The sequence below is a fragment of the Moorena sp. SIO1F2 genome, from assembly GCF_010672755.1.
Classification (GTDB): Bacteria; Cyanobacteriota; Cyanobacteriia; order Cyanobacteriales; family Coleofasciculaceae; genus Moorena.
This window is the reverse complement of the sequence record NZ_JAAHFV010000027.1, coordinates 17,745-42,994: the sequence shown is the minus strand read 5'-3', so window position 1 is coordinate 42,994 and position 25,250 is coordinate 17,745. Positions and strand designations below refer to the sequence as shown.

General features: G+C 48.3%; 17 protein-coding genes. 9 read left to right on the top strand and 8 right to left on the bottom strand.

Annotated elements, in window-relative coordinates; genetic code table 11:
- A partial coding sequence (locus tag F6J94_RS05915; protein ID WP_293038005.1) for a serine O-acetyltransferase occupies positions 1-582 on the top strand: 582 nt, incomplete at its 5' end.
- 39 nt (positions 583-621) lie between these two features.
- Here the strand turns inward: F6J94_RS05915 and F6J94_RS05910 are convergent.
- Positions 622-1,206, bottom strand: coding sequence for an Npun_F5749 family FMN-dependent PPOX-type flavoprotein (locus F6J94_RS05910; RefSeq protein WP_293017372.1), 585 nt, complete (start codon positions 1,204-1,206; stop codon positions 622-624).
- 167 nt (positions 1,207-1,373) lie between these two features.
- Here F6J94_RS05910 and F6J94_RS05905 point away from each other — a divergent pair, with 167 nt between their 5' ends.
- A complete protein-coding gene (locus F6J94_RS05905) occupies positions 1,374-1,592 on the top strand; it encodes a hypothetical protein (RefSeq protein ID WP_293038008.1) in 219 nt (72 codons plus the stop codon).
- A 328-nt stretch (positions 1,593-1,920) separates the two neighbouring features.
- Positions 1,921-2,199, top strand: coding sequence for an RNA-binding protein (locus F6J94_RS05900; protein ID WP_075902801.1), 279 nt, complete (start codon positions 1,921-1,923; stop codon positions 2,197-2,199).
- Between the two features lie 543 nt (positions 2,200-2,742).
- Here F6J94_RS05900 and F6J94_RS05895 read toward each other — a convergent pair.
- A complete protein-coding gene (locus F6J94_RS05895; protein ID WP_293017373.1) occupies positions 2,743-3,825 on the bottom strand; it encodes an ATP-dependent 6-phosphofructokinase in 1,083 nt (360 codons plus the stop codon).
- Between the two features lie 244 nt (positions 3,826-4,069).
- On the opposite strand from F6J94_RS05895, the gene fbp reads away from it, so the two are divergent.
- A complete protein-coding gene (fbp, locus tag F6J94_RS05890; protein ID WP_293017374.1) occupies positions 4,070-5,164 on the top strand; it encodes a class 1 fructose-bisphosphatase in 1,095 nt (364 codons plus the stop codon).
- On the opposite strand, the gene F6J94_RS05885 is transcribed toward fbp, so the two are convergent.
- Both F6J94_RS05885 and F6J94_RS05880 read right to left on the bottom strand, forming a co-directional pair.
- Complete coding sequence (locus F6J94_RS05885) at positions 5,082-5,336, bottom strand: hypothetical protein (protein ID WP_293038003.1); 255 nt, start codon at positions 5,334-5,336, stop codon at positions 5,082-5,084. The two genes, fbp and F6J94_RS05885, sit on opposite strands and share 83 nt — an antisense overlap.
- The gene (locus F6J94_RS05880) at positions 5,275-5,400 is read right to left on the bottom strand and encodes a hypothetical protein (RefSeq protein WP_293038000.1); all 126 of its coding nucleotides are present in this window, start codon (positions 5,398-5,400) and stop codon (positions 5,275-5,277) included. Before F6J94_RS05880 ends, F6J94_RS05885 begins: the two co-directional genes overlap by 62 nt.
- A gap of 22 nt (positions 5,401-5,422) precedes the next feature.
- On the opposite strand from F6J94_RS05880, the gene F6J94_RS05875 reads away from it, so the two are divergent.
- The 5 genes from F6J94_RS05875 to F6J94_RS05855 all read left to right on the top strand — a co-directional run bounded on the left by F6J94_RS05875 (position 5,423) and on the right by F6J94_RS05855 (position 11,599).
- Positions 5,423-5,743: a hypothetical protein gene (locus F6J94_RS05875; RefSeq protein WP_293037997.1), complete on the top strand. Its 321-nt coding sequence runs from the start codon at positions 5,423-5,425 to the stop codon at positions 5,741-5,743.
- 43 nt (positions 5,744-5,786) lie between these two features.
- Entirely contained in the window at positions 5,787-6,941 is a 1,155-nt protein-coding gene (gene tal, locus F6J94_RS05870) for a transaldolase (protein ID WP_293037994.1), read from the top strand.
- A 220-nt stretch (positions 6,942-7,161) separates the two neighbouring features.
- Positions 7,162-8,691, top strand: a complete 1,530-nt coding sequence (gene zwf / locus F6J94_RS05865) for a glucose-6-phosphate dehydrogenase (RefSeq protein ID WP_293037991.1) — start codon at positions 7,162-7,164, stop codon at positions 8,689-8,691.
- A gap of 67 nt (positions 8,692-8,758) precedes the next feature.
- On the top strand, positions 8,759-10,114 hold the full coding sequence (opcA, locus tag F6J94_RS05860) for a glucose-6-phosphate dehydrogenase assembly protein OpcA (RefSeq protein ID WP_293037988.1): 1,356 nt from the start codon (positions 8,759-8,761) through the stop codon (positions 10,112-10,114).
- A gap of 93 nt (positions 10,115-10,207) precedes the next feature.
- The gene (locus tag F6J94_RS05855; protein WP_293037985.1) at positions 10,208-11,599 is read left to right on the top strand and encodes a cobyrinate a,c-diamide synthase; all 1,392 of its coding nucleotides are present in this window, start codon (positions 10,208-10,210) and stop codon (positions 11,597-11,599) included.
- A gap of 75 nt (positions 11,600-11,674) precedes the next feature.
- Here the strand turns inward: F6J94_RS05855 and F6J94_RS05850 are convergent, their stop codons facing one another.
- The 4 genes from F6J94_RS05850 to F6J94_RS05835 form a co-directional block, all read right to left on the bottom strand.
- Positions 11,675-12,769 (bottom strand): hypothetical protein, encoded by a 1,095-nt coding sequence (locus tag F6J94_RS05850; RefSeq protein ID WP_293037982.1) that lies wholly within the window; start codon positions 12,767-12,769, stop codon positions 11,675-11,677.
- A 97-nt stretch (positions 12,770-12,866) separates the two neighbouring features.
- Positions 12,867-14,456 (bottom strand): hypothetical protein, encoded by a 1,590-nt coding sequence (locus F6J94_RS05845; protein WP_293037979.1) that lies wholly within the window; start codon positions 14,454-14,456, stop codon positions 12,867-12,869.
- A 74-nt stretch (positions 14,457-14,530) separates the two neighbouring features.
- Positions 14,531-24,136, bottom strand: a complete 9,606-nt coding sequence (locus F6J94_RS05840; protein WP_293037976.1) for a DUF6603 domain-containing protein — start codon at positions 24,134-24,136, stop codon at positions 14,531-14,533.
- 171 nt (positions 24,137-24,307) lie between these two features.
- Complete coding sequence (locus F6J94_RS05835) at positions 24,308-25,246, bottom strand: hypothetical protein (protein ID WP_293037973.1); 939 nt, start codon at positions 25,244-25,246, stop codon at positions 24,308-24,310.
- Between the last annotated feature and the right edge of the window lie 4 nt (positions 25,247-25,250).

The following is a 25,250-nucleotide window of genomic DNA, read 5'->3' as shown; positions in this document are numbered from 1 at the left end:
TTTGGTCATGGTGTATTTATCGACCATGGTATGGGTGTGGTGATTGGAGAAACCGCCATTGTGGGAGACTACTGTCTAATCTATCAAGGTGTTACCCTCGGCGGTACAGGAAAGGAAAGTGGCAAGCGCCACCCTACTCTAGGAGAAAATGTAGTGCTGGGAGCTGGTGCTAAGGTGCTAGGGAATATCCAAATTGGTAATAATGTGCGCATTGGTGCTGGCTCAGTGGTCTTGCGAGATGTTCCTTCCGATTGTACTGTCGTCGGTATTCCAGGTCGGATTGTCTATCGTTCCGGTGTGCGAGTCAATCCCCTTGAACATGGTAGCTTGCCTGACTCAGAAGCCAAGGTAATTCGAGCGTTAGTAGACCGGATTGAGTCTCTCGAACAACAGCTGCAAGAGTTAGCTCAGCAAAAATCTTCAATGGCATCAATGATGTCTGATCACTCTTCAACACCAGATGCTCCAGAGAAGGGGGCTAATGCCCCATGTTGTGATCTCCAGGATAAAGAAATTCGGCAGTTTTTAGATAGTTTTGATACTCCCACCGCTAAATCGAAGATTATAGCGGGGGATTCTTAAGAGCATAAAACTCTTACTGGCACAGCCAAACAGCCGAAGCTAAGGATTAACAGCTTTTTGAAACCACTCCCCAGAACTGTCTTGGTAGTAAAGCCATCGGTTTTGGGGGAAACCCTGCAACGCTAGGTGATCCACCTTGACTGGTTCGATCAATAATAGGCAAAAATTTGGCAAAGGCTGATCTAGGGCAGGTGGCGGTGGGGAAAAGGCTTGTTTATCTGCTACTCTGGCAACACCAGGGTCAGGCCAAGCAAATTGTAAACGAGCTGCATCAGAAAGATTTTGCCAAGTCTCTTGGCGGACTTGTTGAAGTCCTTCGTCGGCATAATCAGCAGTGATCAGGGTCAACTGGCCTGCTAAACGAAATTGTTCGCGAGTGTTAGGAAAGTACCAACAAACTTCTCCCCAGGGATGATGATTAATGTCGTGAATTTTCTGGCTACGGGTATCGGTAATAACTTTGAGTTGGTTGGAATTGTCCAAAAAACCTCGAAAAACTACGGTGCGGTTAGCCGGATAGCCCTTGGGGTCAACGGTTGCAAGTTGAAAGTAACGGGCATAAGCTAGGCTCCGATTGTGATGGAGTGCGCGAGCTAGGGGCGATCGCCAAAGAGCAATAGGCATTTTTTTTGAGACATAGCCCAGAAAATAGCGCAAATGTAGGGTAGTTTCAAGCTCAGGATGGAACCAAGTCGCAAGTTGGCTGACAAAACGTTAGAATCCCAATTAGAATCCCAATCTAATCACTCATACAACTATTGGCAGCACAACCAGCACCAGGAGAGCAACTCATGTTCCTCAATGAACTGACACCAATTTTTGAAGAATTTACTCAGCAGCCTGTAGCTTTTTTGGGCGGATTTTTTTCAGGAGTGTTCCGCCTGAATCTCTCAGATGATCCTCTCAAAAGTTGGCTAGAGGCTCAAACTGGCTCTGAAGCAGACAAAGATGGTCATAACAGAAGCGAAAATGATAAAAATAAGGGTCCGCAGTCTATTTCCATTGATTAAGAGCTAATTAAACTATATTTAGCGTGGTTGTTTGGGGTCTAATTGGTGCTTAAGCACCACCCTAAAACATTTTTTTGATGAATTATTAAATAGTGTCAACTAGACAACCACTGATAATCCCGTAAGTGAGCTATCATGAAACGGTATTCACAAGTTCAGTGGATTCCTTTGGTAAAACTTTGATTTTGCTTCCCCCCCCTGAGGTGGTTGCCCACTGTCGAAATTTACCACTGGTTCCTCAGATATGACCGTGAGCAACCAAAATACGTTGTACTCCGTTCCTCTGTGCCTCTGAACTTTAGTTCTATGTTCTGCCTCATCGATCGACATGACCATTTACGTCGGAAACCTGTCCTATCAAGCCACCGAAGACGACTTAAAAACAGTTTTTGGAGACTACGGCACCGTTAAACGAGTTGTTATGCCCACAGACCGTGAAACCGGCAAAATGCGCGGGTTTGCCTTTGTGGAAATGACAGAATCAGATCAAGAAGACTCAGCTATATCTCAGTTGGATGGTGCTGAGTGGATGGGACGTAGAATCAGGGTCAATAAAGCCAGACCTCGGGAAAATCGTAGTAACGCTCCACGGCGCAATTCCTGGTAGTTGGTAATCAGCTGTTGAACAAGATTGAGCGACGTATTCCCCCACCTGGCTATCGCCACGCTGCGCGAACGTTCAGGTGGGGGTTAGGGGCGCACATGTCTTACGCCTTCTGTCCGGTCAATCCGGTCAAGAAACGACAAATTCTGTGCTATAACTAGGTTTATGTTGAGCGGTACGGCAAAGGGCAGAACAAGATTCTGAACAACCTGGAGGCACGACCTCTCAACGAAAGGGAAATCAAACCTGTAAATCCTGTGTAGTCGGTTTATATACGTCAGACTCTAGGTGAGAGATTCTAAACATGGCCCCATAGCGGAAACGACTTGGGGGAACAGTCCAGCAAAAGTCCTGGAAGCAGGCGCGAGAATGCCGCCTGTCGCGAGGGATAAGCCCTTGTAATCAAGACGGACACTCCCACCTGGTACGCGAGGTGGGGGTACTTCACGAGTTCTCAATTTGACCGTTGACCGTTGACCGTTGACCACTAACAGTCAACAGTCAACAAGATTCATGTACTTAAAACGTTCATGATCTAAAAACTGTCTAATCTCCTAGACAAATACCTAATCCTCTAGCGGTTCTTACCAGAGTTCCGTTCGGATTCACAGCTTGATAATGCTTAATCGTTTCCTCAATCGGTACACTTACAACCTGGCGATATTGCCATGTAACCATCTGGTCATATCGTTCATTGGCGATTAAGTCAACTGCTGCCACACCGAAGGCTGAGGCAATTAAGCGATCAAGGGGTGAAGGAGTGGCACCCCGCTGGGTGTGTCCAAGAACTGTAACTCGCGTTTCCGCTCCAATCGAATTACAAATCTCTTGGGCTAGATATTGGCCAATGCCACCTAATCGACATTCACCAAACCCCACATTACTCTGAAGCACCTCACCGCTTGCAGTGCGAACCGCCTCGGAAACTACGATTAAACAGAAGTTTCGCCCCTGCTCCTGAAGTTGCTTAATTTTATGGCAAACATTGTCAAGGGTATAAGGAATTTCTGGAATCAGAATAACGTCAGCCCCTCCTGCAATGCCAGCACTGATAGCAATGTGACCAGCATCACGCCCCATCACTTCCAAAATCATCACCCGGTCATGGCTAGCCGCTGTGAAATGTAAGCGATCTAGAGCTTCGGTGGCAATGTTAACGGCAGTGTCAAACCCAATGGAGCGTTCGGTAATGGCAACGTCATTATCGATAGTCTTGGGTATACCTACCAATTTCATCCCCCCTTGTTGGGCAAGTTTGCGCAAAATAGCCAAACTGCCATCACCTCCAATACCAATTAGAGCGTCTAGACCCAGTTGGTGATAGCCATCAGCAATATCACTGCTGCGATCGCATAGCGTACCATCTGGCATCGGAAAAGCAAAGGGGTCGCCTTTGTTAGTAGTGCCAAGCATTGTACCACCCATAGTCAAGATCCGATCAACCTTGTCCAAAGTTAGGTTAATCGCTTGAGGCGGATTTTGCATCAACCCCTGAGTAGCCCGACAGATGCCAAGCACCTCCCAGTTGTAAGTAGCCACAGCTCGGTGAGTCACAGCTCGAATCACCGCATTGAGACCAGCACAATCTCCACCACTGGTCAGAATGCCAATGCGTTTAGTTTCTCCCATAATCTCCGTTTAAGGTTGCAATGCTTATGTTCAGATCAATTTGACCTCAGGTATAGCCTCCAAGACAAGAAAAATGGTGTGAAGATTTGATTTCTGTATTTCTTCTAAAGTTATTAAGCATCATCAAAAATGCCTCCCTAAGATAGAAAGTGAAGAGGACTAGGCACTGGGCCAATCGGTACTCTTGCGAACACCAACATCTCTGACAAACCAAGTGCCCTAAGACCTAGGGAGGACAAAAATTATGGCAGAGGGAGCTGAACCTAGAACTCAAGAAAGAGCCCTGGATCGGGATTGTAAAACGTTATCCCGTCACGTTTTCGAGCAACTCCAAAGTTTTTCGATGGAGGCACAAGACCTAAGTGCCCTCATGAATCGCATCGCCCTAGCTGCCAAGCTAATTGCTCAACGCATGAGCCGAGCTGGTTTGATGGAAGGGGTGTTAGGATTCACCGGTGAAGTCAATGTGCAGGGTGAATCTGTCAAAAGGATGGATCTCTATGCCAATGATGTTTTCATCTCGGTATTTAAGCAAAGTGGTCTCGTCTGTCGCTTGGCCTCCGAGGAAATGGAAAAACCCTACTATATCCCGGAGAATTGCCCAATTGGACGTTACACTCTGCTGTATGACCCCATTGATGGTTCCTCCAATATCGACACGAACTTGAATGTTGGTTCGATTTTTTCGATTCGTAAGCAAGAAGGAGAGGATCTAGACGGGGAAGCCCGTGATCTTCTCCAAAACGGGCATAAGCAAATTGCTGCTGGCTACGTTCTCTATGGTCCTAGCACAATGCTGGTGTATTCCATCGGCACGGGTGTTCATGCCTTCACTCTCGATCCAACCTTGGGAGAGTTTATCCTGTCGAAGGAAAACATTCAGGTGCCAGAACATGGCCCAGTGTATAGCACCAATGAAGGCAACTTCTGGCAGTGGGAAGAATCCATACGGGACTATGTTCGCTATGTCCATCGCCATGAAGGCTATACCGCTCGCTATGGTGGGGCATTAGTGGGAGATTTTCACCGCATCTTGTATCAGGGCGGTGTATTCCTTTATCCCGGTACTGTGAAAAAACCAGAAGGGAAGTTGCGTCTACTATACGAATCTTCTCCCCTAGCCTTTTTGATAGAACAAGCCGGAGGCGCTGCCAGTACAGGTACCGAAGACATTTTGGACACTGTGCCAACAACCCTCCATGCTCGTACTCCATTAATTATTGGCAGCAAAGAGGATGTAGCTTTGGTCAAGTCCTTCATCGAGGAAAAGGCAAGGCAGGCGCAAGAAAAGTTGGAAGTGGCAGGGCACGTAGATCAGGGTGAACCGGTTGAAGGTTAACTGGTTGAAGGTTGAAGGTTGAAGGTTGAAGGTTAACTGGTTGTTCGCGTAGCGTGGCCTTTTGGCCAAGGTTAAGCGGTTGTTCGCGTAGCGTGGCCTTTTGGCCAAGGTTAACAGGTTGAACGCGATGGACGAAGTCCCGCAATCGAGCGATCGCGTGGCCAAAGGCCAAGGTTAACAGGTTGAACGCGATGGACGAAGTCCCGCAATCGAGCGATCGCGTGGCCAAAGGCCAAGGTTAACCGGTTGAAGGTGGCAATGAATACCTCCCTACCCTTCGGTTTTTCCTTTGGGGTAAGGCCACGGCTAATCTTTGAGAAAAGCTTCGCCGAACTCCAACCAACCGTCAAGCCAATAGTCAAGCCAATAACTTTCAACCAACCAACTAACCCTACACCGAACCCCAAGGCGAACAACCAATCAACCAACCTTCAACCAATCAACCTTCAAGCAACCAACCTTCAACCACCCAACCTTCAACCAACCAACCTTCAAGCAACCAACCTTCAACCAACCAACCTTCAACCAACCAACCTTCAACCTTCAACCAACCAACCCTACACCGAACCCGAAAGGTGAACAACCTTAAACCCTTGACAAATAACACATAAGGAGCTAAGCAATGACAACGACAGCCGAGAATCCGATTTTTCAGATTGAAAAAAATTATGGTCAGAGTATCTGGATGGATAATCTCAGCCGCACGCTGATTGAGTCTGGAGAACTAAAAGAACTGATTAAAACCCGGGGAATTTGTGGGATAACCTCCAACCCAGCAATTTTTGAAAAAGCGATCGCAGGCAATGCCATCTACGATGCAGATATTGAAGCCGGTATTCGTGCCGAGAAGTCGGTGATGGAAATTTACGAAACCCTGGTATTTGAAGACATTTCTAATGCTTGTGATATCTTCAAACCTGTCTACGACCAAACCAATGGGTTAGATGGTTACGTCAGCATTGAAGTCCCACCCACTATCGCCAAAGATACTCAAAGCACGATTTCCGAAGCCCAACGCTATTACGAAGCTATTGGTAGGGAAAACGTGATGATTAAGATTCCCGGTACCCCAGAAGGGTTACCCGCAGTAGAGCAAGCTATCAGTGAAGGCATCAACGTTAATGTCACCTTGCTCTTCTCTGTAGAAAGCTACGTTGAGACATTCTGGGCTTATATCCGGGGTTTGGAAAAACGAGCCGCAGAAGGGAAAGATATTAGCAAGATTGCTTCTGTAGCTAGTTTCTTCCTCAGCCGCATTGATACCAAAGTGGATGCCAAATTGGAGGAAAAAAGTGCGGCGAGCGATGACCCCAATGTGACAGAGAAGCTAAAGGGAATCGAAGGCAAAGTTGCGATCGCTAACGCTAAAGTTGCCTACCAGAAGTACAAAGAAATTATCCAAAGCGATCGCTGGAAAGCTCTATCAGCAAAAGGTGCACAGGTACAACGGTTATTGTGGGCAAGCACCAGCACCAAAAACCCTGCCTACAGCGATGTGATGTATGTCGATGAACTTATTGGACCGAATACTGTCAACACCCTGCCTCCCAATACCATCGAAGCTTGTGCCGATCACTGTTCCCCAGAAAGTCGGATTGAGACAGGTGTTGAAGAAGCTTACCAAACCATAAACTCTCTTAACGATCCTGATGTCAATATCAATCTCAGCGAAGTTATGGATGAATTACTTGAGGAAGGGATCGTTAAATTTGTTAAGCCCTTTGATTCCTTAATATCATCTTTAGAAAGCAAAGTCAAACTATTGGCTACGGTGTAATAGAAGACGTTGAAGGTTGCCAGTTAATTTAGGTTGAAGGTTGTCGGTTGACAAAATGGCTTCGATAGAAAGCTAATTTAAAGTGTTAACCGTCACCCTTCAGCCTACCCTAAAACGAACACCTGGGTAACAACAACCTTTAACCTTTAACCTTTAACCTGATAACCTTGGCCAAAAGGCCACGCTACGCGAACACCCTGATCACCTTCAATAGGCAAAGATGGTTACTCTGCTAGAAAATCCCTTAAGAGTGGGCTTGCAACAGGAGCGCACGCCAGAACCATTGATTATGGTGATTTATGGCGCGTCCGGAGATTTGACTAAACGCAAGCTCGTACCAGCACTTTACCAGCTTAAACGAGAACGACGTCTACCACCAGAAATTACCATCGTTGGTGTTGCCCGTCGAGATTGGACTCATGACTACTTCCGGGAACAAATGCGGGAGGGAATTGAGGAATTTTCCGACGGGATTCAATCGGAGCAGTTGTGGCAAGACTTTGCCGATGGCCTGTTCTACTGTTCCGGTGACATGGATAAAGCCGAAAGTTACCAGAAGCTGAAAGCCTTCTTGGCAGAACTCGATGGTAAACGGGGAACACGGGGAAACCGGGTATTTTATTTAGCCGTAGCTCCCAGATTCTTTACAGAAGCCATCCAGCAATTGGGGGCAGCGGGAATGTTGAGTGACCCAGTCAAGCAGCGCTTGGTAATTGAAAAACCCTTCGGAAAGGATTTAAGTTCAGCTCAATCTCTGAACCGGGTGGTACAAAAAGTTTGCAAGGAAGAGCAAATTTACCGCATTGACCACTATCTCGGCAAAGAAACCGTTCAGAATCTGTTAGTGTTCCGTTTTGGTAATGCTATATTTGAGCCCCTTTGGAATCGCCAGTTTGTTGACCATATCCAAATTACCGTAGGCGAATCGGTAGGGGTAGAGGAACGGGCAGGTTACTACGACAAATCCGGCGCACTGCGGGATATGGTGCAGAACCATTTGATGCAGCTATTTTGCCTAACGGCCATGGAAGCTCCCAATGCTCTGGACGCTGACAGTATCCGTACTGAAAAGGTCAAGGTGATTCAAGCTACTCACCTGGCAGATATTCATAATCTAGAAAATTCAGCAGTGCGGGGTCAGTATGCAGCAGGTTGGATGAAAGGCAAACAAGTGCCTGGGTATCGGGAAGAGAAAGGGGTTGACCCCAATTCCACTACCCCCACCTATGTCGCCCTAAAGCTACTGATTGATAACTGGCGCTGGCAAGGAGTTCCCTTTTACCTGCGCACGGGTAAACGACTGCCGAAGAAGGTCAGTGAGATCTCCATTCAGTTTCGTAAAGTTCCCCTAATGATTTTTAAATCTGCGGCTCAGCAGACTAGCCCCAATGTCTTAACTCTGCGCTTGCAGCCCAATGAGGGAATTTCTCTGCGTTTTGAGGCGAAACGGCCAGGACCAGATTTGCGCACCCGCACCGTAGATATGGACTTTAGCTACGGTTCTTCCTTTGGTGTGGCAACCGCTGATGCGTATAATCGACTGTTACTTGACTGTATGTTAGGGGATCAAACCTTGTTTACCCGTGCTGATGAAGTGGAAGAAGCCTGGCGGGTAGTGACACCAGCCTTAGCAGCTTGGGATGGTCCGGCTGACCCAGCATCGATACCTCAGTATGAAGCAGGAACTTGGGAACCGAAGGAAGCTGAAAACCTCATTAATCGAGATGGGCGTCGTTGGCGCAGACTTTAAGTTAGTTAGTGACTACTGACTACTGACTACTGACCATTGACCATTGACAAAAAACAAGTGAATTGCTATGGCTACACAATCTCCTCCGGTGCTTTCGATACAACCACCCAAAGATGTTTCTTTGGGTGAAATTGAAGCGGAACTGCGTCAAATTTGGCAAAGCTATGGTGAAAACGGTGATTCGCCCAGTGCGATCAGGGCAACCACATTTAGTTTAGTGGTTTATGAACCCGAAGAAACCCAGCAGCTCTTAGCAGCACTGGGATATTATTCCGGTCCAATTGATGGTATCCTAGGCCCGCGCATGGTGGCTGCTCTCAAGGCAGCACAGAAAGCCTACGGATTGGAAAGAACGGGTAAAGCAGATGAGGCGACTAAGGCAAAACTACGGGAGGAATACAATGAATCTGTCCAGAAGGGACAGACCCAGAAGAAGCTAGAGTATTCCGGTGATTTAGAAGGATTTGGAATTGCCGATGCGATCGCAGCCTCTAACCCCTGTCGCATTATTGCCCTTTGTCCTATTGCCGGAGAAGATGAAGGGGTTAAGGCTCAGGTATCTGCCTCTTGCCCCATTCAAAAGCAAAGCCAGAGTACATTAATATGTTGTGAATACATCACCCTAACTGGCACGGCTGCTGCGTTGGAACGGATTAGTGGTGTCATTTCGGAATTGATGTTACCAGAACTGCCGAAATTCCTATGGTGGAAGGGAACTCCTGATCCTAATTATGGGTTGTTCCAACGCTTAGCAGGGCTAAGTAATACCGTCATTGTTGACTCAAGTAGCTTTAGCAATCCAGAGGAACAGTTATCACAAATGTGTGAGCTGATCAATCAGGGCACACCAGTGGCTGACCTAAATTGGGCACGGTTGGCAGCATGGCAAGAGTTAACCGCAGAAGCATTTGATCCACCAGAACGTCGTGGGGCAATCTACGAAGTTGATCAAGTTACCATTGATTACGAAAAAGGGAATGAGGCTCAAGCACTGATGTTTCTCAGTTGGTTAGCGTCTCGCTTAGAATGGCTTCCCACCTCTGATCTCAAAGAAGGTGGGGATTACGACCTGCGGCGTGTTAAATTTATCAGACCCAACCAGCAACCTGTAGAAGCAGAATTGGCAGCTATCCCCGTAGCTGATGTCGGAGATGTGGCAGGTGATTTGATTAGCCTGCGCTTGGGTTCGACCAACCTGCAAGCTGATTGCTGCACTGTGTTGTGTTCACAAACCACTGGTTGTATGCGGATGGAAGCTGGTGGTGGTGCTCAGTCTTGCCGCATTCAGCAGGTATCGCCTTTATTTGACCAGAAGACAGAGTTTTTGCTCTCTCAGCAATTACAACGCTGGGGTCGGGAGATGCTATACGAAGAAAGTATGGCAGTGACCAAGGAAATTTTGAAGTTGACGGTAACAAGTTGAAGGTTTGACAGAAGCGTTGAAGGTTAACAAGTTGCACGTTCAATGTTGAGATCATAAACTTTAACCTTAAAACCTTAAACCTTCAACTCTTCAATGGCTTTAATCATTGCTGGTGAACGTAGTGGGGTGGGCAAAACAACAGTTACGCTCGCCCTATTGTCGTATTTATCCAAGTGTAACTATAAAATTCAATCCTTTAAAGTCGGTCCGGATTACATTGACCCGATGTTTCATCAGCGGGTTACGGGACGTCCTTGTCGGAATTTAGACCCAGTATTAACCTCTGAAGATTATGTTAAAGATTGCTTTTATCGCCATTGCCAGGGAGTAGATTCTGCCCTGATTGAAGGGGTGATGGGGTTATTTGATGGAGCATCAGGAAAGGATGATTTTGCCAGCACAGCTCATGTAGCGCGGCTGTTAGACATACCAGTGTTATTAGTGTTGGATTGCTCTCGGTTATCTCGTTCCGTGGCTGCGATCGCATATGGCTATCAATCCTTCGATCCCAGGATTACCATAGCTGGGGTAGTTTTGAATCGAGTCGGAAGCTCACGCCATTTGGAATTGCTCAAGGATGCTCTCGAACCGTTACACATTCCTGTATTAGGAGAGCTACAGCGTCAGGATAATATAACTATTCCCGATCGGCACTTGGGCTTGATACCTACTGCTGAAATTACTCAACTGGATGCTTTGATTAACCGACTTGCTGATCTAGGACAGAATTGCTTTAATTGGGAGCATCTTGACTCACAGTTGAAGGTTGGCCACCAGCAACCTCTAACCTCTACTAACCAGCAACCTGCTCTAATCCGAATTGCTGTAGCATGCGATCGCGCTTTTAGTTTCTATTACCAAGACAATCTCGATAGTTTGGAACAGCTAGGAGCAGAGTTAGTGTATTGGAGTCCCCTCACCGATACCACTTTACCTCCTGATATACAAGGGATGTACTTTGGTGGTGGTTTTCCAGAAGTTTTTGCTGAGCAACTCGCCGAAAATACTAGTGCGCGAGAGTCAGTGCGAACAGCTATAGAGTCAGGGATGCCCACTTATGCTGAGTGTGGCGGATTGATGTATTTGGGGGAGCAGATTACAGATTTTGACGGGAAATCTTGGTCAATGGTAGGGGTATTACCCACGGTTACGGTGATGGGAAAATCCCTTACTTTAGGATATCGACAGGCAACTGCTTTGGTCGATGGACCCTTGTTACCTGTCGGAGCAACGGTTTGGGGACATGAATTTCATCGCTCCCACTTGACAGTCATGCCCTCCAATCCCTTGTTTGAGTTACGGGGATATAACCAGAGAAAGGTTGGAGTTGAAGGTTGGCAAGTCTATCAGCTCCATGCTTCCTATGTTCATCTCCATTGGGGTAGTTGTCTAGAAGTTCCGGTTCGATTTTTGCAATGCTGTCAAATGTGGTGTAAGAAAAAGAATCAAGCAACGTCCTGGCTGAGTGCTGAATCCGGTCGTTGATCAACACGAATCCCATCTTTGAAGTTCACTGCTTCAATCACCTATCTGTGTCAGGTTGTTGATTCCACCTGGAGTTTATGCATTATCCAGGATGTTATTACCTTTACAGCTTTTCTCGACTGTCTTAAACTGCTGGCGACCAGCACCCTTGACTAACTGAACAGCAAACTGGGATGCCGTAAACACAGGAGGTTTGTCTAAAGCACCTTGAGCCTGTAGATTCTCGATCAGGTCATTCTTAATTTGATTAATATCTAGTACACCAGAACTGAGGGTGCCAGTTCGAAAAGTAATAGGTGAAGTAACAGCATTACCATTGTCAAGAATCTGCTCCCCAGCTGTATGGCCACCGATTCCCAAGCCACGTAGGGCGACTTCATAGTGGGGCGCATTAATCACCCCAAAATTTAGCCCCTCCGGTGGTTCAGTAAAATCGATCCTCTGGGGTACACCATTGAACAGACAGATCAGTACATTATTGGAGACACGATCCATACGCAGGAGCGGTAAGACGTTGGTACCTTCCTCATCGCTGTAGGCAGTAACTTCTAACCCTGGCCAGCCACTGACCACAGCAGAGCGCAATAACACTCCAGTAAGGGTACCTCCCACTGCCGCCTTATCAACTGTAGGCTTAGCCCGCAGCTTAGCACGCACATTATGCTGTTCCAAAGCAGCAGCTTGTACAGTTTCTTCAAAAGTGGTAAGCACCTGTACATAATCCTGAGTGGAACCAAGAGCAATGTTAACGGCACCGTCAATCAGGCGATTGGTCCAGTTTTGGTCAATATAAAAAAAGCGAATTGACTCAATAGGCAGCATAGCTGCATCAGGTACTAGGTACTCAAAGGGCACACCATAGAGGAGGATTAAACGTGCTAGCCACTCAACAATGTTATCGGGAATGGTAATTGGCGGAGGAGTATCAGCTTCAGTAGCCTGTGTAGACAGCTTGACCGCAGCAGTAGGCAGAGGAGTATCAGTTTCAGTAGCCTGTGTAGCTAGCTTGACCGCAGCAGCAGATACACCTACCGCTTTTCGGTACACTTTGAGTAATTGTTGGTGTCCTTGGGTTGAGTTGTTCACAGATTCTTCTCTTAAAGCATCTTGGATTTGGTCTTCCAGAAGTAAGGACTTAGGGGAGTGTAGGTCTAGACCCCACAAACTCAAATCCTTACTTTTTTCTACATACCACTCACTACTAGCCTGACAGGCTTGTGTTTGTGGGTGGGATGGTGTTGCGCCAATCCCACCTGTTGACAGAGCCCTAGGTATCTTCAGTCAGAGGATGCTGCAGGTGTTGAAACAATAGATGCAGAGCATCGTTGCCAGCAGTAAGTTGACTCTGCCATAGGTTAGAGTCAATCACACCAGGCAGCTGACCAGTAGCTTGGTCACGACAATGATGAGGTTGAACTAGATTGATGCGTTTAGCAGGTGTCGAGGTCTGAGCTTGGATGCTGGCTCTGGGCTGTGTAGGAACAGTAACCATTTGGCTAAGCAGATTCATGGCCGAGAGCAGTATGGGAGTAACCTCAGTTTTGGGAATTTGCCCCATTTGTAAGGTTGGCTGGATTGTTAATTGCTGAAGGTGTTCTTCTGCTACCGCACCATGTTGTTGCTGGTAGTAATTAAGCCGCCACTCAAACAAAGCACGGGCAAAAGCTGCATCCGAAAGAGCCAAGAGCTGGCCAATTTGCCAAGCACTAGCAAATGCCATATTGAACAGACCAGTTTCTGGGTCGTAGCGAATTGCTCGATCGCTAAAGAAATACGGTCCTAGCGTATCAGGCTTAGTGGGGACTGGTGTCAACGGACCACGATACCAAGAAGTCGTTACCTCTCCAGTTCGGGTGGTGTTTTGCAAGGGAATATAACCAATTTCCAAGGCTTCCTGAACAGCAGTTTGTGCCTGTTGCGTTACCGAATCACCCTCAGGAGATGGAAAAGCTGTGTGGGTAGGCTGCAGCAAATCAATACCACCACGCTCACAGAGGTTTTGCATATAGTACAGAAAACTACCTCGCGATGCTGCAGCAGTAAAAGCCCATCGCGCTAAAACCACTAAGCGGATCTTGGTGAAGTTGCTAGGAATACCTGAGTTTCCATGGAGATGATCCTGGTGTCCTTCAAGAGATACCAAAAAACAAATATTTTCAGCGTTAGTTTTGGGCAGGCGATTGCCCACTACGACAGAAAACCAACCATCCTCTAACATGTTCAACACTTCTTTTTGATCCGTGTTGACCTCACGCACATGAGCTAGAAAAGGCAACTCCACTAAGGATGGTGAAATTGCTTGGAAAACCCCCAGATCCAAATCCACTGCCAACAACTGGCTGTTCCTTTCCTCCTCAGTTAAATCAGCCGCATCAATTAAAGTGGGGGGTAAAATGCTACCATCACCAGGATAGATCAAATCGTTTACTGTAATAGTGATAGGCTGAGTACCGTTGAGTTCTTCAGGGTAAACGGTCAGAAGTGCCAACCAAGGAGGTACTGTACCATCAGCATCACCACGACTATTAGTGCTGCCATCAATCGTACGCACCCACGGTAAGGTACGGGTACGCAGCACTACATGACAGAGAGATTCCTCATAATCACCCACCTCATTTGCAGGTGGATAGACAGATTGCAAATCCTGGGGTGGCAGGCGAAAACGTGGCCCAGTCACCACAAAGGGTGACTGGGTACCGAAATGGTTATTATCAGGTTGGGATTTTAGACCTTCTACAGTCTGCTCAGCCAAAAACTGATAACCACCAGCTTGCAAGGGTGGTTCAGCAGCAGCATAAAAGCGCACTTGACCTGGCTTGAGGTCTTCGTTGGCGGTGGCGAGGGCGATATTAGTCATAGAGATTATTACTTATGGGCGCTATTAGTCGTAGCTAAGGTTATAACGAAAAGCATCGTTGGTAGGTTGGTTAGCTAGGTGATCGACAGTTGACAGGTCTCTGGGGGGATGTGGCTCAGGGTATAGGTATCACCAACCAGCTCCCCAGCTAACCCAGACTGTTGCAACGCTTCAGCAGTTTGAGCAAAACCCAAAACCCCTTGAATATCTTCAGTACTCGCACTCGCTGATGGACGAATTAGGACTGCCAACTGGGCAGAGAAAGTCTGAGGTCGAGGCGGTACATCATACAAGTAAACTCTTAAATCGCCTATTTCTATGGGAGGAACAGATACGACAGCCTCCTCTGCATAGACCGGATTAGCCAGTTCCTCAGTCCACAATAACTGAATCCGAGGCATAGTAATGCCCCGCATGATTATAGCAATACTAACAGGACTGTTATGGAACAGTGTTTCAACCCAACCCGGTAACAATTGCCCAGCACCCCCCTGTACCTGGTTAGCTTTCACCACAGTGCTCGCTAAAACCTGACCACGACGCTGTCGCTTATGAGGTCGCGGTGGTGCCTGGGTACGTATCAGACAGCAATCACCCATAAAGTAATACTGGTTAAGGCGAGTCCACTCACTATCGATGTGCCAACCACTGACGGTATCAGCACTACTAACAGTGCCAGTTGCAACTAGTTCTTCGGCGATCTCTGGTAAAACGTGGGAGTTAGCCTGACACGGATCAACGACGACATGCTGGATCAGTTCCTGACTGTCGTTAAAACTTAATAAGCGTAGCGGTAACTGACCAGTGAATGTGACCTCCTTGGCAGCATTTGTATTCAGCTTAAGCAGAGCAGTGGCACCTGTTGTTATTGCTACCTTAAGGCCTTCTTCGCTATGAGTAGTCCCAACAGGTTCACCTGACTGCCACTTGGCGCGAGCTAGGGGACGGGTAACATTATTTAATCGTCGTGTCCCTTTACCCAAACAACAACATCTTGTACCAACCCGATAACGACGAACAGTACCAATCACTTTGCTCTCAGGATTTCCATTGCTCTCTGCAACCGCAGCTAAACTACGAACCTGTGGTGTCGGCCCTAGACTAACTAGAGTAGCCTCTGTTGGTACCTGAGCAAGGTCTACTCCAAGGGGTGCGAGACTCGGTGGAGACTGATACACATTAGCCACATTAGCCTGCAAAACCACCAGACTAGGATTATTCAGAGCAGGTTGGCTCACAGCACGTAGAGCAGCCAGCATCCCATTGCGTAGAGGAATAACATGCACTGGATCCATAATAGTGTCAGAAATTACTTGAGCGCGCATATTCTGGCTGGGTAACGTTTTGGCTGTGTATTGGGGGGTCCAGGTAAAAGGCAAGGGTAAGGGACCGAGATCCACATATGCCAGGGTAGAGAGTGCTATAGGACCAACAGGAACATAAGTTAATACCTGGGAACCTGTAAGGGTGATGCCCATAATACTATTAGGAATAGTTTTCGCCTCAGGCACACCATTCGGATCGAAAGCTGTCTTTGACCAGAGGGCTCCTGGGGCACCATTCCGTTGTGTGGCTAGCTGGATACCTCGTGCATCCAGATTCACCGTTTCCCAAGTTTGGGTGCTGCTGTTCAGTCCTTGTAAAGTGATTTGGAGCGGACTAGTTATGGAGGGCTGAGCCATGGGTTGAATACCCACAGCTGGGCCACTAAACGTGGTCGTACTGCCGCCAAAGCTCACAATAGTGGCAGGTATGACAGTAGTAGCTTGCAGGACAAACGGTGATTGGATGAACCAACCCAGATTCGGATAATCGTTTACCAATCCCTGTTGAACCTGAAGCTTAAGTACTGTGTAAGCCTGAGTCAGGGGCGTGGTATTCGCTTGTAGCTGCAACAATTGTGGATGGGGGGCACGCTCGACAAGGCCCTGTGTACTTTGCCCTTGATCGGTGTGCAGAGGCGGCAAAAAGTTTTCCTGGAAGCTGTCCCAAACTAAAGGCTGGGAACTGGGTAGAGATTGATTGGTGTCCCCAAAGGGAATAGTAAAGGAAATAACATACCAGTCCACGCCGACTTCACCTGCAATAGGAGGCCCCCACATGTGGAGCTTGGCACCAATTTGAGCACTGAGGGTAACCCTAACTCCAGCAATTGTGACACTTATGGAGGCTCCTATTGATACATGACCTTCTAGATCAAAGTAGAAGGGCTGCCACTGAATCAGAAAATTCACGCCAGCGTCAAACCAAGCGCGTAACGGGCCGAGCTGGAACAGAGCCCGTAAGTAACCACCAGCCATGATCGCTGAAGGAGTCAGAGCAAAGTAGGCACCCCCATCAATGAGTAGGGAACCAACACCCAGGTTTTGGGGCCAGTTAAAGCCCAGTCGGGGCACTAAGGGATACTGCTCTGGAACCTTGAATGCTGGGTTATAGCCCCCTAAGGTGATGACGAAATCTCCAGCATACTCACCGCTGAACCACAAGAAAGCGGCAAAGCCACCTGTGAGACGACAGTCTGGAGCAAGCAAAAAGGAATTGGGGGTTAGCTGGGCCCGCGCTGAGAGGACACCGTCATCTGGGTGAAAAGATACCAACAGACCCAGTTCCACATAGGCCAAAGCAGCTGATGGCGATACTGCTGGAGGAAATGATGCGGAGCTGACACCAATGAGATCAAGAGCAAACTCTTTGCCAAAACGCACCACTAACATGGCAAAGGTGCTGAGTAGTTCATAGGTGGTAAATTGCAGACCAGCAGCAACCCAGTATTGGCCAATTTCTGGATATACCACCTCTGATAGTTGTGTCAGAGCTGATTCTGGGGTAGCACTATCACCGCCAAATACTGAGCTACTCACCGCTCCCTGTACCAGAGGATAAGTATTGATAGCTCCTGGTTCTGGTAACTGCAGGTTGCGGTTATAGGCAAAGCCAGCAGCAATGCCCGTGATGAAAAAGGCTGGATCAGGCCCAAGGGGAATATTGAGGTTAACGAAGATAAAGAGGGAAGGAGCCTTCTCACCATCAGGTTTATCTTGATCCACTGGCACCAGTGCGTAGGAACCTAAGGCCATTAGCGAGAAGCTGGCTGCCTTAACCATGACTGATCCATCGTAACGTAGGGGATTGTCGTTTTTCAGAAAGCCACCAGAAAGAGCCACAGAGCCACTTTCAAAGGAGACTTCCAAGCCAGCTAAAGCCAAACTGTAACTGTCAAAATCTAGCGGGGTGGTAACAGGCACTCCGACTTTAAGCCCCTCTAAGCCAACATACAGCCCTGCCAGGGATACGCTGCCATCAAATAACATGTCGAGCAGCTTATCGCTCTGCTCCCAGCCCACCCCGATCTTATTGGCATGTAAGGGGCCGAAGCTGCGCTGCACAGGAAACCAGAGCTCAGTAGTGCTATCACCTTCATCATTGAACAATTCTACATAGAGATGCTTGACATAGGACGTGCGTACAGAAAACGAGGGATTGGTAGCAGGATTCTGCTTATCTGAGGAGCCTTGTGGATTTGATTGAGGAGTACCAGAACCCAAAAGATTTTGGGCAACAGGGTTGGCTGATTTTCCAGATGCAATGTTAGGCGCTAGGGAAATACCGATCTGACTGAGGGTAACTCCACCCCCATAAGATTGAACAGGGTCAGGTTTGCTGAAGTCGAAGGTGATCAGGCCCCGAGGCTGTATAGCCCGTAAGCTAAATCGGCTGAGTTGAACTAGGTTTTGGTTCTGCTTACCGTGAAAATCTAGACCAATATTGACTAGTTCTAACAAGAGATTGCCGAAATCTGGTCCTTCAGTGCTGATGGGAAGATACAGGGCAACGCCCCCTTCTAGATTGGCATCACCACCGGCATTGTGGATCCACTCTGTGTCCTCGTCTCCAAGCTGGAAGGTGATATAGGGGACAGCTTTCAGCGTTAAGTCAGGAACCATGACCCGCACACCAAAGTAGTTGTCCATACCTTGCCGAGGACCAAGCCAGATTCCACCTTTGGTACCGATCTCGATCAGTTGGAAGGACTCAGCCAAAAGTGCACGCAGGAAGCCTGCCAGAAATTTTGGTAGGGTGAGAGCCTCCAGATTACTGATACTGTTGAGCATGTAGAGGTTATTGGGACCTTCCTGCGTCAACAACTGGGAGGCGATGAGGACATTGCCCGCTTTCGGACCTTTACCTCCAGGAAATAGGGGTTGATCTAACCACTGACTCACTCTAGTTTGATTGAGCACTATGATCGACAGATAGCGAGGCACAATATTAATCAGGATAGATTCCAGCCAACTGATGACTGCACTACCATATTGCGAGGGATCGCTTTCACTAAAAAAGGTTGGCAATAGCTCACGATAATAACGGCTATTTTTATCTGTCTGACCAGCAGGATCAATGCCTAGAACAAGCGTCTTCGTTTCAGTATTGAATCGCAGACCTAACTTGGGACCTGTATCACCTTCCAAAGCTACTAGAACCGACAATTGGAAATTGAGCTGAGGTTCAAAGTTTGTCACTAAAGTACCATCGTCCTGAACTGGAATACCCACTCCAGTAGGTTCAAAGTTAATCAGCAACTTACTGCTAGCAGGTAGATTGAGTTCTAACCACAAACCAACCTGCCGCGTGTTATCTAAAGATTGAACACCTGTAACTAAGGTGATCGGTACTTTGTCAGATGGCCGATACTTGATCAGACCTGCATCAGTGCTGACACCATCAAAATAAGGGCTGATAAGTCCAGCCACTGCTTCCACCGTGGCTGAGGCATTGTCACTAGACAAGCGAGCGCTAAGCCAGCGAAGAGCATCTGTAGCAATCACATCAGCTCCCTTGTCACTGTTGCTAATCAGAGTATTAACAAGTCCAGCGACATCCAAGGCAGTACCCGCATTTCGTAGGTTGGTAATAAATGATGCTGTATCGGAACCAAGTCTTGATAATTGATCAAGAAGTTTGTCGGTGAGTTCCCGCAACAGAGCCTGAGCGACTTGCTGAGCTGCCTGTACTACTAATGTCTGCCAACCCGGGAAGGGCAAAATTTGAAATAGCTTTTTGGTTTCTCCTTCCATTTGACCCGCAGAGAGCAAAAAGCCTTTGTCATAACCGCCTTGAACCAACAGCGTCGTACTATTGGTCACCTTACCACTTACCGCAATGTTGCCAGCAAATCCAGGCTGAAAGTTGGCTCCGAGGGATAAGGAGAAAGAAAGTGCTTGTAGGGAAACATTGTTGACCAGGGACAAAGGAGTGTTGTCTGAGAGACCAGGAGTAATGGTAAATAATTCTGCTTGAGTGTCAGCTACTAAATCGATCTGCTGGCCATAGGGTAAACCGAAAATGCGGGCACCGTTAGCAATGGGTTTAATCCCAATACCATTGCTGGCTTGGGTTTCACTGACTGTTGCCAAGATGCGACTGAGCGTGGCAATGTTGAGGTGGCCATCTTGACCCAATACTGCATCTCCCAGCAACCAGCCAAGGGGATCCTTAAATAATCCTAAGGGTGATTTGGTGTACCAATGGCCATTGGTATCTTCAAACACGAGGCCAAAAGCGGAAAGGACAGTTCGTGCCAGCGGATAATTGGTTAACAAACGGGCATCCACTACTTGGGTAAAGAAAGTGGATAGGGCAAAGGTGGGTGCCAATACCGTAACCTGATCGATGAACTGGTTACTGCTGAAGGGGTAGAGAGTCAGGGCATCTGGCATTGGCTGGCTACCGTCACCCCAGGCTAGGTTGATGTTTAGCTCAGCTTCGATCTGGTCAGCAACTGTTATGCTCAGGGCTGACATTACTGCTAGTTTGACTGGTGGGCTGTATAGGCCGAGGGTGGCAGTGAGCTGGTGGGTGCGCAAATCGAATTTGAGATTGCCGTTAACTGTAAGGATGTCACCTAGAGTTGGTAGTTGATCCTTGAGGATAGAAAGCTCAATGACTGCCCCTTCTGATACGGTTAGTTGCACGGGACCGACAGTAATTGGATCTGTCTGGGTCGCTAAGGCACCCATCAGCGCTGAAGATTTTGCTTGATCCTGAATGAGAGCCGTAAAGCGATTCTGTAGTTGTTGCGATGGATTGGCAATAATAGCTACCCAATCGTAGAGCCGAGGTGCATAGGCTTGGGCTGATGGTTCTACTAATTCTAGTGCTGCTAAAACTTGCAACAGGGGTTCAGGAATAGTGGGTAGCGTAATACCAATAACAGCTTCTAGCCAGCTAATGGCTTGGGCACGGGTCTCAGGAACCATGAACAAAGCTGTTCCTCGTTGTCGGAAGAAGCCCAGGGGATCGGCCAGCATCGCAGTCCAGCCAGCGGTGTCAATAGCACATTGAGTCTGTTGATCATTGAGGGGTAGGGTTAGATTGATCAAACTCAACAAGTCATAAGTCAGTTTGACGGTGGTGTGGCTCAACATTGGAGTCAGCAATTGAGCCATTGCCAGGTTAACGACGGCATAGAAAGAGACCTGGAATTGGCTACTGCTTCCTTGCAACTGCTGCAAGTCAATGCTGCGATCGCCATTTTTATCACGAATATTGACGACCACTTGCGGCTGTAATGCCAGGTTACCTGAATCGAGAGCTACTTCCAAACCAAAAACGACTGAAATCAGCTGGCTATCATTATCACTACCATCATTTATCGGCAGTGGCGACGAGGGAGTGAGCTGGCTTTGTAAGCGAAAGCTGGGTAGAAAATCCTGTGTCGGCACAGAACCCGTTAGGCCAACTTCCACTATCCGCAATAAGAGTTGGGTATCGGTGGCAACATCACCGAGCGTAGCTTGTACCCGCCGTTGTAGACCAAGACCTAATGTCTGACCAGCATTGAAGGTCCAAATCGCCAGATCCAGATCCCCCGGTAATTGTACTGGCACCGCGAAGGGTTGAGTGTAGCTACCACTGCCAATCACTGTCGGCACCTGGGCGGCACTGTCAACTGACCAGCCTAGTAGAGCCATAACGGCTTCAGTTCGCTGTGTATTGGCTAGCAGTGCATTCAGTTGTTTTTTAATATCCCCAATTGGATCAGAAAAACTGTTTGGGGTCATCACTGGCATATCTTGAGGCCACTGCAGACCGCTAGGCACAAAGGGGGTTAAGTTGGGCAACAACCCGAAGATAGCGTTCAAAGCCAGACCAGGGCGGCTACCCGTACGGTATACCGCTATACCCATCAGTGCTACAACAATGGGAGCAAAGGTAGCTGCTTGCTTTGTGACGAGTTCAGCAAGGGAATCACTATCGCTTAACTCCATGGGCTGGCCCACTGGCAAATTGTTGCCATCAACAATGACTGCTGGCTGACCCGCTTTCAGGTTCCATTCCCAGGCTCCATAAGGCGACCAGAACCCATAGAAAGCTAACTCAGAAATACTAACTGCAGCACCAGCGACAGTGGGAGTGGTGAAGGTTTGAGGCAAGCTTAATTGTGCCCCAAGACCAGGAAAGATTTGCGCGACTAAGGCTGAGTTTGTTGTGGGTAAATCGAGCGCTAGAGCTTGAACAGTGATGGCTAAGTCAAGTTCAATACTATTGCCAAAGTTAATTTGGGGAGCAAGCTGTAAACCAAGCGTCAGGCGGGGTATATCCGGGTTGCTACGATCGATACTAACCGCCAAGGAAGCAGGCAAGCTCTCATCCGTCAGTTGAATTAACCAGGGATCACTGAGGCTTCCCTGTCCACCAATACTAATGGCGGGTCTGTTCGCGGTGTTTAGAAGGTTGCCTAGCGCCTCTAATAAGTAATAAAAAGGGACTTTCCCCCCAACATCACTGCCAGACACCAAGTGCCTATAGTAACTAGCCAGAGCCGCCACTGGGTCTTGGAAAGAATCGATTAACTGACTAGCGTTGAAAGGTGGTGTCAAATTACTGGGCCAGGTCACCCCTGCCGGAAGATCTGGTGGGAGAACCCCCAATAGGATAGCGGCCTGATGACCATAACTAGATTGATCCGTCAGGCCAAAAAGCTCCTGCAGGGCATTGTCAATCAGTTGGTAGAGTTCATTAATCGCCTGCTCCACCAACTGACCAGGCTGGGTCAGATCAATCCTGTCATACTCTCCAGTGGGAGTGGCAACATCTACCAGTTGGAAGGCCGGAACGACTCGCAACCCCCCGCTACTACTGTGTAATACAGAGACTCCGCCACTCAAGCTGCCAAAGCGGTAACTATCCTGACCAATCGTACCCTCAAACAGGGGATCGCCAATCGTCGTATTGGTTAGGGCAAACCCCATTGCCAACTGCAAAAACTGGGTGCTGACACCAAACTGACCACTGGTGGAGAGAGAAAACTGAGCCAAGTCTACCTGTCCCTGAACCACGATCTGAACGGGAGTAGATCCCAATTGCTTCCCCTTGCCAGCAAAGTGAAACCCAGGTAATAGATAGCGTGTCCCCACAGTGTCTACATTGCTGACTGCGGTCAATGACAGGGTTCCAATTGCATCATCACTGAGCAACGCTACGCTGTAGGGATCGGCTTGAGTGCCACTCCCTTGAACTTCAGGTGACTGGTTGCCTAGCAAACTGGAGATCGCATTCATCCAGGTGGCAAAGGCAGACTCAGTATTCAGTAGGTCGTTGAACCAATTGATAAAGGGAGTACCCAGAGAGCCACCAGATTGAGCTTGGGATAAGAGCAAATCCCAGCGCAACAGAGGCAAACGCACATCGCTGTTGGGCACCATGGGTGACAGCCCGAAAATCGGCAACAAGTAGGCAGCCTTGCTGTCTTGGCCTAAAAAACGCTCCAGAGCAGCAACAAACAAGCTAGAAATCGTTGCCAGTAACTCTGGAGGGGTAATTTGGGCAATTTCACTCAGGTTACGATCGGCTGGAGCCGTCTCAGTAGGTAGTTGCAACTGCTCTAACACCACCGATAATTGGATGACAGGATCACCCAGCACATCAAGCAATGCCGAAAATTTAACGCCGTTAAAAGACAGTCCCTGTTCATCAAGGATTGGCTGGTTATCAGCACCACCCACAAACGCACCCATGTTAAGGGGATAACCCTGCTGTCCTAAAACCAAGTCCAGACCGTTATCACCAATTTCCAGGAGGGGTAACAGTCCCCAAACCCTCACATCTATCTGACTCGGTCCCTTGCTAGGCCCAGAAGCACTGGTTCCAAAATCCCAACTGTGCAATACACCAATGCCAAATATCTGATCCTCAGCAGGATTGTCTTGATCTTTGGGGTAGTTAACCAAATAGAAACCTGTCGGCTGATCAGTTTTAGGGTTAGGAATGGGGTTCCAGACACCAAGAGCCCCCAAATCCTGAGATGGAATTCCCAGTTCATTGGCAGCAACTTCTCCTAACAACTCAGCCAGCAAAGACGCAATCGTGGCACCATTGGTTTTGAGATTCTCGCCAGTAACCCCTAATGGGTTCTCAAACCAGGTTTGGTTCAGCTGATAACTATCCTGCTCATTGGGTACGGCCTCAAGAAGACCGATCGCGACGCCCAGTTTGATCAGAGCGGGTGAAATTGTCGAGCTATCAAAACTGCCACTCCCATTGTCAGAGTCTTGCAGCACAGCCAGCGCATTGGTGGCAAATTCTGCAGCTGCTTCACGAGCTTGGATATTGTCCAGACTTTTGCTGAGAGGGACAACATCAGCCTCCAAGGTTCGTATTTTCTGAGCTGTCGCTACCATAGGAGTTACCTTTTCTGAAATTGTTATAGGAGTTATAAGCGCAATGCGAGCATTGCTCTGGGAAAATAGCTGATACCCAATTGCTTGAAGTTAAATTTTTTGAGGTATGCCCCGTGTACACCGGGTAAGGGGCAAAATTTAACTTCAAGCCAAAACGGTATTAAGATGTCTTTAAACCTTTGTGAGAATCACTAAACCAGCGGTTCCCTGGGGGCCAACACTACCATTGCTGCCGGGGTAACCCAAAGACCCGTCGGGATGTCCAAGGCCAGGAATGCCAGGGCGTCCCCCTTCTCCTCCGACACCTCCTTGACCGATGGGTGTCTCGGTGGTTAATTGGGTATTCGAAGCTATACTGTGGTAATAAACCTGCATCGTACCGCCCCCTCCCCCAGCACCACCAGCACCCCCAGGTCCGCCGTTGCCGCCAGTCCCTCCAATTCCCATGCTGTTATTGGGACCATAGCCCCCACGCCCCCCTTGACCTCCCTTCCCGCCATTGCCGCCAGCACCGCCGCGACCTGGCAATACGGCGAACTGAATGGAACCACTGAGCTCAGCTACAGCAAAGGTTACATTGGGAGCATCAAGACCGTCCTGTCCATTGGTACCTGAGCCACCAGCGCCACCATGACCTCCAGGGCCATTCGGTTCAGCACCCGTTGCTCCTGGTGCACCAGCTACACCCTCAACACCTGGTGCGCCATCAATCCCTTGACTGACAAATTGACTCGATGAAGAACCAGCCGACACTAAGCGCTCAACCACTACCTCAGTGGGTGCTTCGAACACCAGTTTTGTGCTATCAGCAACAGAAATCTCATCGACTATCAAGACCACTCGCTCTGCCATCGGTCCCCTGACGATCATCTGTTGCCCTTCACCCAACACCAGACGTGAGGCTGCGAACAGAGCAATATGATTCCGTTTAACCCGCAGCGGTTGCACCTGAGAACGTTCACTCTGCCAGTCCAACACCAGTTGCGACTCACCCGGAAGGGGTTGTAACACCCGATCGCCCAGCTCTGCCAGCTCAACCCCATGGTAAGACAGTAAGTTTAGAAAATAGGAGGAGTGAGGAGTTGTTTGAGTTATCTCCCTGCTGGACATATCG